The organism is Caulobacter sp. FV1ye13L (assembly GCF_058681155.1).
Genome location: NZ_CM178732.1, coordinates 1505845 through 1520132, shown reverse-complemented (window position 1 = coordinate 1520132; position 14288 = coordinate 1505845). Strand labels below are relative to the sequence as shown.

13 protein-coding genes are annotated in these 14288 nt (G+C 69.5%); 6 read left to right on the top strand and 7 right to left on the bottom strand.

The genetic code is table 11. The features are described 5' to 3' along the window. Positions 1–50 precede the first annotated feature (50 nt). The 5 genes from gshB to ACW176_RS07080 all read left to right on the top strand — a co-directional run bounded on the left by gshB (position 51) and on the right by ACW176_RS07080 (position 7059). The gene (gshB, locus tag ACW176_RS07100; RefSeq protein WP_419319638.1) at positions 51–1004 is read left to right on the top strand and encodes a glutathione synthase; all 954 of its coding nucleotides are present in this window, start codon (positions 51–53) and stop codon (positions 1002–1004) included. Between the two features lie 120 nt (positions 1005–1124). After that, the gene (locus tag ACW176_RS07095) at positions 1125–2678 is read left to right on the top strand and encodes a YifB family Mg chelatase-like AAA ATPase (protein ID WP_492111422.1); all 1554 of its coding nucleotides are present in this window, start codon (positions 1125–1127) and stop codon (positions 2676–2678) included. Between the two features lie 72 nt (positions 2679–2750). Continuing rightward, a complete protein-coding gene (locus tag ACW176_RS07090; protein ID WP_492111421.1) occupies positions 2751–2894 on the top strand; it encodes a hypothetical protein in 144 nt (47 codons plus the stop codon). An 881-nt stretch (positions 2895–3775) separates the two neighbouring features. Then, the gene (locus ACW176_RS07085; RefSeq protein WP_492111420.1) at positions 3776–5326 is read left to right on the top strand and encodes a response regulator; all 1551 of its coding nucleotides are present in this window, start codon (positions 3776–3778) and stop codon (positions 5324–5326) included. Positions 5327–5358: 32 nt separating this feature from the next. After that, positions 5359–7059: an AmpG family muropeptide MFS transporter gene (locus ACW176_RS07080; RefSeq protein ID WP_492111419.1), complete on the top strand. Its 1701-nt coding sequence runs from the start codon at positions 5359–5361 to the stop codon at positions 7057–7059. 124 nt (positions 7060–7183) lie between these two features. Here the strand turns inward: ACW176_RS07080 and ACW176_RS07075 are convergent, their stop codons facing one another. The 3 genes from ACW176_RS07075 to rlmN form a co-directional block, all read right to left on the bottom strand. Beyond that, the gene (locus ACW176_RS07075; protein ID WP_492111418.1) at positions 7184–8014 is read right to left on the bottom strand and encodes a S1 family peptidase; all 831 of its coding nucleotides are present in this window, start codon (positions 8012–8014) and stop codon (positions 7184–7186) included. 25 nt (positions 8015–8039) lie between these two features. Next, entirely contained in the window at positions 8040–8468 is a 429-nt protein-coding gene (locus ACW176_RS07070; RefSeq protein WP_492111417.1) for a DUF350 domain-containing protein, read from the bottom strand. A gap of 84 nt (positions 8469–8552) precedes the next feature. Further along, entirely contained in the window at positions 8553–9755 is a 1203-nt protein-coding gene (rlmN, locus tag ACW176_RS07065; protein WP_492111416.1) for a dual-specificity RNA methyltransferase RlmN, read from the bottom strand. A gap of 241 nt (positions 9756–9996) precedes the next feature. On the opposite strand from rlmN, the gene ACW176_RS07060 reads away from it, so the two are divergent. Beyond that, complete coding sequence (locus tag ACW176_RS07060) at positions 9997–11247, top strand: UbiH/UbiF/VisC/COQ6 family ubiquinone biosynthesis hydroxylase (protein WP_492111415.1); 1251 nt, start codon at positions 9997–9999, stop codon at positions 11245–11247. On the opposite strand, the gene ACW176_RS07055 is transcribed toward ACW176_RS07060, so the two are convergent. The 4 genes from ACW176_RS07055 to ACW176_RS07040 form a co-directional block, all read right to left on the bottom strand. Continuing rightward, positions 11244–12344, bottom strand: coding sequence for an acyltransferase family protein (locus ACW176_RS07055; protein ID WP_492111414.1), 1101 nt, complete (start codon positions 12342–12344; stop codon positions 11244–11246). The two genes, ACW176_RS07060 and ACW176_RS07055, sit on opposite strands and share 4 nt — an antisense overlap. 4 nt (positions 12345–12348) lie before the next feature. Continuing rightward, a complete protein-coding gene (locus ACW176_RS07050) occupies positions 12349–12555 on the bottom strand; it encodes a Trm112 family protein (RefSeq protein WP_419253144.1) in 207 nt (68 codons plus the stop codon). Between the two features lie 98 nt (positions 12556–12653). Beyond that, positions 12654–13325, bottom strand: a complete 672-nt coding sequence (locus ACW176_RS07045) for an LON peptidase substrate-binding domain-containing protein (RefSeq protein ID WP_492111413.1) — start codon at positions 13323–13325, stop codon at positions 12654–12656. An 11-nt stretch (positions 13326–13336) separates the two neighbouring features. Continuing rightward, positions 13337–14245 carry a tetratricopeptide repeat protein gene (locus tag ACW176_RS07040; protein WP_492111412.1) on the bottom strand — a complete coding sequence of 303 codons (909 nt, stop codon included), beginning with the start codon at positions 14243–14245 and terminating at the stop codon, positions 13337–13339. Between the last annotated feature and the right edge of the window lie 43 nt (positions 14246–14288).

The window sequence follows — 14288 nt, the reverse complement described above, 5'->3', positions numbered from 1 at the left end:
GCAGCGCCGGACGTCGCACGTCCTGGCGCCAAGTTGATCCGGAGTCGTCCATGTCGTTGAGAGTCGCCGTCCAGATGGACCCCGTGCACGGGATCAATATCGACACCGACACCACCTTCCAGATGGCGATGGAGGCCCAGAGCCGCGGCCACCGGCTGTGGTTCTACACGCCCGACAAGCTGTCGATGGAGGACGGCCGGGTGTTCGCCCGCGCCCAGTCGATGGTGCTGACCGCCACCCACGGGGCGCACGCGACCCTGGGCGAGATCGTGCTGCTCGACATGAAGGACGACGTCGACGTGGTGCTGATGCGCCAGGATCCGCCGTTCGACATGGCCTATATCACCGCCACCCACTTCCTCGAGAAGGTTCACCCCCACACCCTGGTGGTCAACAATCCGGCCGAGGTGCGCAACGCGCCCGAGAAGCTGTTCGTCACCGACTTCCCTGGCGTGCAGCCGCCGACCCTGATCACCAGCGACCATGAGGCGATCTACGACTTCCGCGCCCGGCATGGCGATATCGTGCTCAAGCCGCTTTACGGCGGTGGCGGCTCGGGCGTGGCGCGGCTGCTGGCCGACGATCCCAATCTCGACGCCCTGCTGGAACTGCATGCCATGATCGGCCGCGAGCAGGTGATCGCCCAGAAGTTCGTGCCGGCCGTCAGCAAGGGCGACAAGCGCGTTCTGCTGGTCGACGGCGAGCCGGTGGGCGCGATCAACCGCGTGCCGGCCGCAGGGCAGGTGCGCTCCAACCTGCGGGTCGGGGGCCGGGCCGAAGCGGTCGAGCTGACCGCCCGCGACCTGGAGCTCTGCGCCATCATCGCCCCGGAGCTGAAGCGGCGCGGCCTGCTGTTCGTGGGCATCGACGTGATCGGCGAATACCTCACCGAGATCAACGTCACCTCGCCGACCGGAGCCCAGCAACTGAAGCGGTTTGGCGGGGCCGACGCCTCGGCGGTGCTGTGGGATCGCATCGAGGCGATCCGCGCCGGCCAAGCTTGATCCGGGATGACGTGACCGCCCTAGGGCGCTGATTTCCCGAAACGTTCGTTTTTCGTTCTTGCTACACCCTTCACCTCATGGTTCGTGTGTGGATAACTCCAACCGATCCATGAGGCGGACATGGCCGCGAAGGTCGTCACGGTGGCGTTCGAGGGCGTCGAAGCGCGCCGCGTCGATGTCGAGGTGCAGCTGACCAGCGGCCAGCAGATCTTCGTCATTGTGGGCCTGGCCGACAAGGCCGTGGCCGAGAGCCGCGAGCGGGTGCGCGGGGCTTTCGCCGGCCTGGGGCTGTCGCTGCCGGGCAAGCGCATCGTCGCCAATCTGGCCCCGGCCGACATGCCCAAGGAGGGCACCCATTTCGACCTGCCGATCGCCCTGGCGGTGATGGCGGCGATCGGGGTCATTCCGGTGGACGCTCTGGATGACTGGGCGGCCATGGGCGAGCTGTCGCTGGATGGCCGCATCGTCCCCGCCGCCGGCGCCCTGCCCGCGGCCATGGCGGCCGGGGCCATGGGTCTGGGCCTGATCTGCCCCGAGGCCAGCGGACCCGAAGCGGCCTGGGCCGGCGGCACCCGCATCCTGGCCCCGCGCTCGCTGGTGTCGTTGATCAACCACTTCCGGGGCAGTCAGGTGCTGAGCGCGCCCTCGCCCGGTCCGGTGATCGAGGGCGAACGGGCAAAGGACCTGCGCGACGTGAAAGGCCAGGAGCACGCCAAGCGCGCCCTGGAGATCGCCGCCGCCGGGGGTCACAACCTATTGTTCGTTGGGCCTCCAGGCTCAGGCAAGTCGATGCTGGCCCAGCGCCTGCCGGGACTGCTGCCGCCCCTGACCTCAGCCGAACTGTTACAGACCTCGATGGTCCATTCGGTGGCCGGGCTGATTGCGCGCGGGGCCCTGACTCGCGCCCGGCCGTTTCGCTCGCCGCACCATTCGGCCAGCATGGCGGCCCTGACCGGCGGCGGCCACAAGGCCAAGCCGGGCGAGGTGTCGCTGGCCCACAACGGCGTGCTGTTCCTCGACGAACTGCCCGAATTCGGGGTGCAGGCGCTGGACAGCCTGCGCGGCCCGCTGGAGACCGGCGAGGTGATGGTGGCCCGCGCCAACGCCCATGTGCGCTATCCGGCCAAGGTGCAGCTGGTGGCGGCCATGAACCCCTGCCGCTGCGGCCATGGCGGGGCCGGACGCGGCTATTGCGGCAAGGCCCCGCGCTGCCAGCGCGACTATCAGGGCCGGGTGTCGGGACCTCTGATGGACCGCATCGACCTGTCGGTGGACATGCCCGCCGTCACCGCCGCCGACCTGGCCCTGCCACCGCCCAGCGAAGGCTCGGCCGAATTCGCCGCCCGGGTGGCCCGAGCCCGCCAGCGGCAGATCGACCGCGCCGAGGCCTATGACAGCCCCGAGAGCCTGAACGGCCGCGCCGAGGGCGCCTTTCTGGACAGGATCGTCGCCATCGACGACGCCGGCCGCAGCCTGCTGGCCCGCGCCGCCGAGGCCGGCCAGATCAGCGCCCGAGGCTGGACCCGCGTGCTGCGCCTCTCGCGCACCATCGCCGACCTGGAGGGCGCCGACGGCGTGCGCCGGGTGCATGTCGCCGAAGCCCTGGCCCACCGCCGCTCGGCCGCGCCGGGGGAGGAACAGGGCGGGTTCGCCTCTGGCGCATCGACGTTTTGAGGGGCGGGTGGGGTGACACGGCGGGCCTGGACTTGAGAGCGCGAAAGCAGACCTTCTGAGAGGCCGAGAAGGGTGGGAAGCGGGTGTTGCTCCCTCTCCCATAGGGAGAGGGTTGGGGTGAGGGGTTACGGCGTTCGACGGAGTGCCGGCACGCCGTCAAGCCTCGTAACCCCTCACCCTCCCACCGCTTCGCGGCGGGCCCCTCCCTCTCCCTAAAGGAGAGGGATTTAGGACCGCAACGGGTCGAAAGCACGCCCCAGCTTCTCGCCCGAAAGTCGACGCCCCGCGTCGCGCCAAGCCTTACATCTCTTAGAGGCTGCAGCGTGCCGGAGGGGACGGGGCGCGCTCCCAAGTCCTCTCCCTGAAGGGGGAGGCGATCGCGGAGCGATCGGAGGGGGTAGTGCTGCAGACTCGGCGGGGTCTTCCCCCACCGGCCTCCGGCCGCCTCCCCCTTCAGGGGGAGGACTTATGGGGATACGCCGTGCTGTATCCCCGTTCTTTCCGAAACAAACCCCAGTCTGATCAGAGGCTTGTAAAATAATCGATCGCGCCAGTCAGACGCGTCGAAATCACCCGCATACTGATCTCACCCCAAGGCAAGGGAAGGGACGTCGGCCGGCGACCTGATGGGCCTTGGGATGTGGTCGAGCGGGAAGTGTTCCGTCGGCTGTCGCTCTGGGCCTGTTCGCCCGGTTTGCGAGGCGTGGCCTGTCCCTCCGGGGAAGGCGGGCGCTTCGGATCGGGGTTCAGGATCAATCCCTCGGCGGCGGGCCGGCGGCGCGCAACAGGCATGGGCTGAAATCGCCCGTGCGGTCCAGGGTGCGCCAACACCCTGCCCGTCGGGGGCCGAAATCGGGAGCGGGTTAAGACCCCGCGCCTCGAAGGCTCACCGAATAACGGCTGCGCGGAGCGTCTGTCTTCGTCGAAACGGTATTCACTACTCTCACACTCCGGGCGAGGCCCGGACGCTCCGCGACCCTTCCCACACCTTCAGCGGGTTTCCGCGTGAAGCGGCGAAGCCGTGTCCTTCTCCAGGCAGGACAGATCGCCTCACCCTTTGACCGGCCGTTAAGCCGCGCCCGCTAGGCTCCGCGCTCATGAGCAGCACTCCCCGCACCCCGGCCGGCGTCACGCCCGAGCAACTGGCCACCCTGAGCCACGAGTTCCGCACGCCCCTGAACGGCGTGCTGGGCATGGCCCGGCTGCTGGAGGGCACCCGGCTGACGGGCGAGCAGCGGGCCTATGTCACCGCCCTGCGCGAGAGCGGCGATCACCTGCTGTCGCTGGTCAATGATGTGCTGGACTTCGCCCGCCTGGGGGCCACGGACATCGCCCTGGCCCCGACCCCGGTCGATATCGAGGGCCTGCTGCGGCAGGTGGCCGAGCTGATGAGCCCGCGCGCCCACGAAAAGGGTATCGAGATCGCCTGGGCCGTGTCGCACGGCCTGCCCACCATCCTGGCCGACGAAGGCCGGCTGCGGCAGATCCTGCTGAACTATGCCGGCAACGCCGTGAAGTTCACCGAACAGGGCGGGGTGCTGCTGACCGCAACCGCCACGGCGAGTCCCAAGGGCGAAGGCCGCGTGCGCTTCTCCGTAACCGACACCGGACCAGGCGTGGCGCCGGAGGCCCGCGCCAAGATCTTCGAGGCCTTTGTCCAGACCGACGCCAGCCACCGCACCCAGCTGGGCGGGGCCGGCCTGGGCCTGGCCATTGTCGCACGGCTGGCCCGCGCCATGGACGGCAAGACCGGGGTCGGCGGCGAGCTCGGCCAGGGCGCCGACTTCTGGTTCGAGGCGCCGTTCGAAACCCTTGCCGCGCCGGTCCGCGACCTGCCCCTGGTGGGCCGGGTGGTGGTCGTGGCCTCGCCCAATGCCATCGTCCGCCTGGCCACCGCCCGCCAGATCGAGGCGGCCGGGGGCCGGGCCATTGTCGCCGCCGATGTCGCCACCGCCACCGCCGCCGCGCCGTCCGATGCGGTGCTGCTGATCGACGCCGCCCTGGCCGGTCCGCGCGGCGCCCTCAAGCCTCCCGCCGGCCATCGCGCCGTGGTGCTGCTGACCCCCGACCAGCGCGGCCGCATCGACCGGCTGAAAAAGGCCGGTTTCAGCGGCTATCTGATCAAGCCCCTGCGCGCCGCCTCGATCGTCGCCCAGGTGCTGCAGGCCACCACCCACAGCCCGGCCCGCGCCGACAAGCCCGCCGAGGATGACCGCATCGCCCCGGCCGCCGCGCCGGGCGTCCGCGTACTGCTGGCCGAGGACAATCCGATCAACGCCCTGCTGGCCCGCACCCTGCTGCAGCGCGAAGGCTGCAAGGTCGACCGCGTCGCCGACGGCGCCCAGGCCGTCGCGGCCCTGTCCAGCGACAGCTACGACCTGATCCTGATGGACCTGCGCATGCCGGTGCTGGGCGGCCTGGACGCCACCGTGCGCCTGCGCGCCCAGGGCGTCACCACCCCCATCGTCGCCCTGACCGCCGACGCCTTCGACGAGGACCGCCGCGCCTGCCTGGCGGCCGGCATGAGCGACTTTCTGGTCAAGCCCCTGACCCACGCCGCCCTGCGCGACGTGCTGACCCGCTGGACCGGCCCTGCTGCGCCCGGCGTCTGGACGAAAACCGCGACGCGGGCCAAGGTCGCCGGCTAAGCGCGGGCGTTCTCCGCGAGGGGGACCGCCGCATGACAGACAAGGCCGCCACAGCGCCGAAGAAGACCCTTCTTCAGACCCTGGCCTTCTTTGGCGAGCGTCGCAGCTTGGCGATGCTGGGCCTGGGGTTCGCGTCGGGCCTGCCCTACATGCTGATCTTCGACACCCTGTCGCTGTGGCTGCGCGATTCCGGCGTATCGCTGGCGGTGATCGGCTTCTTCAGCCTGGCCACACTGTCCTTCTCGTTCAAGTTCCTGTGGGCCCCGCTGATCGACCGCGCCAAGGTGCCGATCCTGCACAACCTTCTGGGCCATCGCCGCGCCTGGATCCTGGTCTTCCAGACCGTCATGATCCTGGGCCTCTGGACGATCTCGACCCTCAACCCCGCCACCCAACTGGCCGCCCTGGGCGCCGCCGCCGTCCTGGTCGGCTTCGCTACCGCCTCGCATGACATCGTCCTTGACGCCTGGCGGATCGAGGTGGCCGACCAGGAGGAGCAAGGGCCTATGGCGGTCGCCTACCAGTGGGGCTTCCGGGGCGCGATGATCGCGGCCGGGGCCGGGCCGCTGCTGCTGGCCGAGCGCTTTGGCTGGAACTTCTCCTACGCCATCATGGGCTTTGTGGTCGGCATCGGGGTGCTGGCCACCCTGTGGGCTCCACGCGAGGCCGAGCACACGGTCCGGCCGATCCCGACCGGCGACGTCAACCAGCCGCGCGCCCTGGAGATCCTCGAATGGATCGCCCGCCTGGGCATCCTGCTGGTCGGCGCCTTAGCCCTGGGCTCGGGCCTTTCGGGGGATGCGTCCCTGCTCTCGAAGCTGGTCGGCGGCGAAGCCCTGGCCGAGGCCTGGAAGGCCAAGCCCAACGGGGTGTGGCTGCAGCTGCTGGGCGTGCTGACCGGCCTGGCCATCGTGGTCGTGGCCGCCTGGCCGATCCCCAAGGTGCGCACCAAGCCCGGCGTCTACATGTCGGCCGCGTTCGGCGAGCCGCTGATCGACTTCACCAAGCGCTTCCACGGCGTGGCCGGCCTGATCCTGGCGGCGATCTGCGTCTATCGGGTGTCGGACTTCGTGCTCAACATCATGAACCCGTTCTATCGCGACATGGGTTTTACGCTGACCGAGATCGCCGAGATCCGGAAGGTGTTTGGCATCATCGCCTCGATGATGGGGGTGTTCTTGGGCGGGGTGATCGTGGCGCGGCTGGGCCTGATGAAGGCCCTGGTGATCGGGGCCTTCGCCCAGCCGATCAGCAACTTGTTCTTCGCCTGGCTGGCCATGAGCGGTCACAATGTGCCGGTGCTGTTCTGGGCGATCTGCATCGACAATGTGGCCGGCGGCGTCGCCGGCACGGCCCTGATCGCCTACATGTCCAGCCTGACCACGGTGGGTTTCACGGCCACGCAATATGCCCTGTTCTCGTCGCTCTACGCCCTGCCCGGCAAGCTGATCGCCTCGCAGTCGGGACGGATCGTCGAGGCCTCGGCCATCGCCGCCGAAGCCGGCGGCCCGATCGGCGCCCTGAAGGGCCTGTTCACCCGCCTACCGCCCGAGAGCTTCACCGCCGCCGGCGCCAAGCTGGGCGTCAGCGCCCCGGCCATGGCGGCCGGCTATACGGCCTTCTTCCTCTACACGGCGGTCATCGGCGTGGTGGCCATCGTGCTCTCGTTCATGGTGGCGGCGAAGCAGGGAGAGATTGACCGACGGGCTGAGGCGGAAGCGCCCGCGGCTTAGAAGCCCTCCCCCTGAAGGGGGAGGCGGCCGTCAGGCCGGTGGGGGAAGACTGCAAGGACGCAGCAGCACTCCCCCCTCCGATCGCTTCGCGATCCCCTCCCCCTTCAGGGGGAGGACTTGCGACCTAAGTCCCCAGACAAACCACCTGCGCCACCCGCAGGTCGCGACGCAGGCCGTCGGCCACGCGGCCATAGTTCTCGGTGGTGATCGCCTCGCCCATGGCGAAGCCGTCGCCGCCGCGGCGGTGCGGGCCCAGCAGGGTGCGCAGGGTCTCGGGGGCCGTGGTGTAGATGCGGCCACGGCGCGGACTCTCGGCCACGGTCACGCCGATCACCCGCCCGGCGCTGTCGAGGGCCGGCGCGCCCGACAGTCCGGCCAGGGTGCCCTTCAGGCTGTCGGTGCGGCCAACCTCGGCCCAGACCAGCACCGGCTCGGTGCGGGCTCCGCGCCCATGGACGACCAGGTTCTCGCGGCCCAGCAGGCGCGAGGCGGCCTCGCCGGGATGGCCCTGCGGGAAGCCAGGATGATAGGCGCGGGCTCCGCGACGCAGGGGCTCTTCCAGACCCAGGGGCACGGCCGGAGCCCCGCCCTCGGTGGTCAGGATGGCGGCGTCGGCGCGCGGATCGATGGTGATCTTCGCCGCCACGCCGCGTCCGTCGGCCACGACGATGGCCGCCGACTTGCAGCCGTCGACCACATGACGGGCGGTCAGCCAGGTGCCGCTGTCGCCGACCGAAAAGGCGGTGCCCGAGCCCGGCTCGGGCTTGTTGGGCACCTGGACGACGATGGCCGGATCGAACGGCGAGGCCGGGCCCAGCGGCAGGCCTTCCTCGCCCGGCACCGGCGGCGGCGGCGGGGGGGCGTCGGAGCGCTCCTGCCGGCCGACCGCGACGATCAGCAGGGCGCTGACGGCGGCGGCATAGACCAGCCAGTCGGGAAGCTTGGGAAAATGCACGGGACGGGGCCCTCGCTTTTCCGGATCAGCCGGCCACGGCGGCGGCGAGAATCAGGGCGGTGGCCAGCTTCGCGCCCACCAGCAGGGCGGCGGCGGCGACCTCGCCCTCATGGATGCGCTCGGGCAGGCCCTGCAGCACCATGTCGGTAACGCGGAACACCAGGAGCTGAACGGCGATGGTCGCCGCGCCCCAGATGACGATCTCGATCACCGAGGTCGAGGCGGTCAGCGAAATGGCCAGCGGAATGGCCAGACCCACCATCACACCGCCCAGCGACAGGGCGGCGGCCGAATTGCCCTCGCGGATCAGCTTGATCTCGCGGTGCGGGGTCAGCATCGCATAGAGGGCCGTGCCGATGATCAGCATCAGCAGGGTCACGCCCGCATGCATCAGGGTGACGGGAAAGCCCGTGGCGAAGGCCTGGACCTCGGGCGACTGAAGCTGGGACGGCATGAACGCAAACACCCTCTGAACCTAGAGATTCAAGTCCTATCACGGGTGACGGAGGGTTGCGTAGGGGGCTCGCTCCGAAGGCGTCTATGCCGCATCGTCATCCTCGTCGTCATCCAGCACGCCCGCCATGGCCGCCATCGACAGCTGGCGCAGGGCGCTGGCGCGGACCTTCTCGCTCTCGCTCTTCAGTTGGCCGCAGGCGGCGAGGATGTCGCGGCCTCGGGGCGTGCGGATCGGCGAGGAATAGCCGGCCTTGTTGACGATGGCCGCGAAGGCCTCGATCGCCGCCCAGTCGGAGCACTGGTAGTCGCTGCCCGGCCAGGGGTTGAACGGGATCAGGTTGATCTTGGCCGGAATGCCCTTGATCAGCTTGATCAGGGCGCGGGCCTCGTCAGGGCTGTCATTGACGCCCTTGAGCATCACATATTCGAACGTCACGCGGCGGGCGTTGCTGATGCCGGGATAGGCGCGGATGCCGGCGATCAGCTGCTCCAGCGGATACTTCTTGTTCAGCGGCACCAGCACATCGCGCAGGGCGTCGTTGGTGGCGTGCAGGCTGATGGCCAGCATCGCCTGCGTCTTCTCGCCCAGGGCCTGCAGCTGGGGCACGACGCCCGAGGTCGAGACCGTGATGCGGCGACGCGAGATGGCGATGCCCTCGTTGTCGCTGATGATCTCGATGGCGTCGGCGACCGAGCCCAAGTTGTAGAGCGGCTCACCCATGCCCATGAACACGATGTTGGACAGCAGGCGGTCGTCCTTGTCGGACGGCCATTCGGCCAGGTCGTCCTTGGCCACCTGGACCTGGGCGACGATCTCGGCGGCGGTCAGGTTGCGCACCAGGGCCTGGGTGCCGGTGTGGCAGAAGCTGCAGTTCAGGGTGCAGCCCACCTGGCTTGAGACGCACAGGGCGCCGGCCCGGCCGACCGACGGGATATAGACCGCCTCGATCTCGATGCCCGGGGCCGTGCGGATCAGCCACTTGCGGGTGCCGTCTTTCGAGACCTGGCGCTCGACGATCTCGGGCCGCGCGATGGTGAACACCTCAGCGAGGCGGGCGCGGGTTTCCTTGGCGACGTCGGTCATCATCGCGAAATCGGTGACGCCGCGATGATGGATCCAGCGGAACACCTGGGTGGCCCGCATCTTGGCCTTGCCGTGCTCGGCCACGCCCGACTCGGTCAGGGCGGCGATCATCTGCGTCCGGGTCAGGCCCGACAGGTTGATCAGCGGCTTCTGGGCAGGCGCTGCGCCGGAGACGCGCGACAGATCGAGGGTGACGCTCAAGGGGCGGTCCGGGGTCGGGAGGATTTCAGGGGTCGAGGGCGGCATATAGCAGATGGCGGGGGTTTTTCCAAAGATGCCCGTCGACTCGCCCCCTCCGCGCCTTCGGCGCTCCTCCCCCGGAGGGGGAAGATGATCTCGTCTTCCCCCTCCGGGGGAGGACGGCTGCGCAGCAGCCAGGAGGGGGCAAGTGGTCACCACACTTCCCCTAGACACCCCACCCCCGCAGGCCCATATCCGCCCTATGCGCACGCACGACGCCGATGTGATCATCGCGGGAGCCGGCATGGCCGGGTCCACCCTGGCTCTCGCCCTGGCTTCTGGGGGGCTGAAACCCCTGTTGGTCGACCCCCAGCCGTTCGAGGCCCAGCTGGCCCCGACCTTTGACGGGCGTTCCTCGGCCATCGCCTATTCCAGCTTTCGCCAGTGGCGGACCATCGGCGCGGGCCAGGCCCTGGAGCCGCACGCCCAGCGCATCGAACAGATCCTGGTCACCGACGGCCGCACGCCTGGCGCCGCCGCGCGGGGCGCCTCGCCGGCCTTCCTGCGCTTCGACTCCAGCGAGATCGCCGACCGCTCCGACGGCGAGCCCTTGGGCTATCTGATCGAGAACCGCCAGATCCGTGCGGCCCTCTCGCAAGCGGTGACCGACAAGGCCCTTCCGGTGATCGCGCCGATGGCCGCGAAAACTCTTGAGGTCGACGCCGCCGGCGCCCGCGTCACCCTGGCCGACGGCCGGGTGCTGAGCGCCCCTCTGGTGGTCAGCGCCGAAGGTCGCGGCTCGGTGCTGCGCAAGGCGGCCGGGATCGGCGACATCGGCTGGGGCTATGGCCAGAGCGGCGTGGTCGCCACCGTGAAGATGCAGCGCCCGCACGAGGGCGTGGCCCACGAATATTTCCTGCCCAGCGGCCCGTTCGCCATCCTGCCCCTGACGGACAACCGCGCCAGCCTGGTCTGGACCGAGAGCACGGCCCGGGCTGAGGCCCTGCGCGACGCCCGGCCCGAAGCCTTCCACGCTCATCTGATGCGGCGGTTCGGCGAATTCCTGGGCGATGTCGAGATTGTCGGCCCGATCTTCGTCTATCCGCTGTCGCTGTCCCTGGCCGAGCGCATGGTCGCCCCGCGTCTGGCCCTGATCGGCGACGCGGCCCATGGCGTGCATCCGATCGCGGGGCAGGGCCTGAACCTGGGCCTGAAGGACGCTGCAGCCCTGGCGGAGGTGCTGGTCGAGGCGATGCGCGGTGGCGAGGACATCGGCAGCGACGTGGTGCTGGAGCGCTATGCCCGCTGGCGGCGGTTTGACACCGTGACCAACGCCCTGGCCTTCGATGGCTTCGTGCGCCTGTTCTCCAACGACAATCCGATCCTGCGTCTGGCGCGGGGCATCGGTCTGGCGGCCGTCAACCGCATCGCCCCGGCCCGGCGGTTCTTCATGCACGAAGCCGGCGGCGCGGTGGGCGATCTGCCGAGACTGCTGCGCGGGCAGGCGATCTAGACCTTCACGATCCAGTTGCGCTTGCGCATGTAGGCCACCACCGCCCAGACCAGCGCGATGAAGATCGCCACCGGGATCAGGGCCGCCGTCTTGGTCCCCACCAGCGGCGAGGCCGCGTCATAGGGGATCTTGAGCATGTGCGCGGTCAGGATGATCGAGGCCAGCTCGTGCAGCACATAGGCAAAGATGGCGTTGACCCCGAAGTCGGTCAGGAACGCCTTGCCCGGCATGCGCCACAGCTTGATGTCCAGGGCCTGGTGCAGGGCGGCCAGCACCAGCAGGGCCGCGCCGCTGGACACCAGAACATAGCTGCTGGTCCACAGATCCTTGACGATCGGGAAGGCAAAGCCCCAGGCGATTCCGACGACCAGCAGCAGGGCGCCGGCGATCGCCAGGCCTCGCGCGCCGCGCCGGGCGGCCAGCCACTCGCCGGCGGCGACGCCGATCAGGGCCTGGGCGATGGCCGGCAGTGTTCCCAGCAGGCCTTCGGGGTCATAGCCCAGCGGGCCTTTGACATAGGTGTGGACGCCCAGCACGACGCGGTCGGCGAAGGCGATCAGGCTGGCGCCGGGCTTCATCAGGTCGGCCGCGCCGCCGGGCCAGGGCGCCAGGCACAGAGGCCAGTAGAGCAGCAGCAGGACCACCGCGATCGTCAGGCGCGTGCGGGGCCCCGTGACGCGAAACAGCACGGCGGCCGCGAGGAAGGCCAGGGCGATGCGCTGCAGCACGCCCATGGGGCGGAACACGACGCTCTCGGGCGTGGCCAGCCAGTAGATGTTGCTGACCAGCAGGCCCAGCAGGATCAGTCGCCCGGTCCGCACCAGCAGGCGGCGCAGGCCAGCGCCGTCCAGGCCGCGCTCGGCGGTGGCCAGCGGGATCGAGACCCCGGTCATGAAGATGAAGGCGGGAAACACCGCGTCGGCCAGGGTAAAGCCGGCCCAGGACGAGTGCATCAGGATCGGAAAGACGTCGTAGCCGCTGACATAGTGCAGATAGGCGGCCGAATTGACCAGGATCATGCCGACGATGGTCAGGCCGCGCAGGACGTCCAGCGACGCCAGCCGAGGCGGTCTGGTCAGGCCGGCGTCGAACGCCAAGGCCCTATTCGCCGTCTTCGAGTGAGCGGGCTTCCTCCGGCAGCATGATCGGCACGCCGTCGCGGATCGGATAGGCCAGCTTGGCGGCCCGGCTGACCAGCTCGCCGCGCACGCGGTTATAGTCCAGCGTGGTGCGGGTCACGGGGCAGACCAGCACTTCCAGCAGGCGCGGGTCGATGTCGGCGGGCGGCGGGGTCGGTGTAGCGGTCATGAAACTTCTCTAGAGCGGGATGAGGAAAAGTGTGAGCGGTTTTCCGCCCGCATCCCGCTCCAAACTTTGGAAAGCCATCTTGATGGCGTTCCCGTTTCCTACTGGATAGAGGGCGGCTCGTCGTCGTCGCTCACGGCCGCGTCGATCTCCAGCAAGGCCACCAGGGTCTCGCGCCGGTCGGCCATGGTTGGAGCCTCCAGCAGGGCCTGCTTTTCCATGGGATCGAACGGCAGGGCCATGGACAGGCTGTTGATCAGGGCGTCCGACGGGGCGTTCTCGGCGCTGGTCCAGTCGATGGCCAGGCCGCGATGGTCCAGATAGCGGCGCAGGGCGGCCAGCAGGGGGACGGGATCAACGCCCTCTGACGAGGGGCCGTCCTCGTGCAGGTCGGCCTCGAACGACGAGAAATCGGCCCGCACCTGGCGATAGGGCATGCGCGCGGGCAATTCTGCGCCGGCCCGGAATCGGCAGATTCCGGTCAAGGTCACCAGGTAGCGGCCATCGGCGGTCTCGGCGAAGCTGGTCACCCGACCCGCGCAGCCGATCGGCGCCAGGCTGGGGCCGTGCTCGTCCTCTGGACCGACGCCATTGGGGCGGGTCTGGATCATGCCGATCATCCGCTCGCCCGACATGACGTCGTCCAGCATGTTCAGATAGCGCGGCTCGAAGATGTTGAGCGGCAGCTGACCGCCAGGGAGCAGCAGCACCCCGTCCAGCGGAAAGACCGGGATCACCAGCGGCAGGTCGCTCAGCTTTCGAATACCCGGCATCAACGCGCCTCCTAGCTGAACAGGATGGAGGACAGGCGCTTGCGGCCGGCCCTGGCGACTTCCGACATCGCGCCGGCGGCCTCGAACACGGTCAGCAGCTGCTTGCGCGCCGCATCGTCGTTCCAGGTCCGGTCGCGGGCGATGATCGCCAGCAGATGGTCGGACGCGTCCTGCAGATGGCCGGCGCCGGCCAGGGCCTTGGCCAGCTCGAAGCGGGCCTCGTGGTCGTCAGGATCGGCGGCCAGGCGCGCCTCGAACGGCGCGGTCTCGGACGGCGCGTCGGCGACCAGGGCCAGGGCGGCGCGAACGCTTTCCAGCTCGGCATCCCTGGCGCCCACCGGGGCCATGGCGGCCACCTCGGTGGCGCGCTCGATATCACCACCGTCCAGATAGCAGCGGGCCAGCCCGCCCAGCGCCTTGACGTTCTCCGGGTCCATCCGCAGGGCCTCGGCATAGGCCTGGGCCGCGCCGCCCAGGTCGCCCAGGTCCAGCGACTCCTTGCCCATGGCCAGCAGGGCGTCCAGATCGCTCGGAGCGGGCGGGCCGGAGATGCGGGCGATAAAGGCCTTGATCTCGCTCTCGGGCACCGCGCCCTGGAAGCCGTCGACCGGCTGGCCGTTGACGAAGGCGTAGACCGTCGGGATCGACTGCACGCGCAGCTGGCCCGAGTAGCCGGGGTTCTTGTCGACGTCGATCTTGACCAGCTTGACCGCGCCGCCGGCAGCCGCGACGTGCTTTTCCAGCGCCGGGGTCAGGGTGCGGCAGGGACCGCACCAGGTGGCCCAGAAATCGACGATGACCGGCTGGGTCTTGGAGGCCTCGATGACGTCGGCCATGAAGCTGGCGTCCGTGCCGTCCTTGATGTGAGCGCTTTTGCCACCGGCTTGAATGGGGGCGGGCTTTTCGCCGATCAGGCTCATCGGAAGTCTCTCATGCAAGTCGAAACGCGGTCAGGGCCAAGAT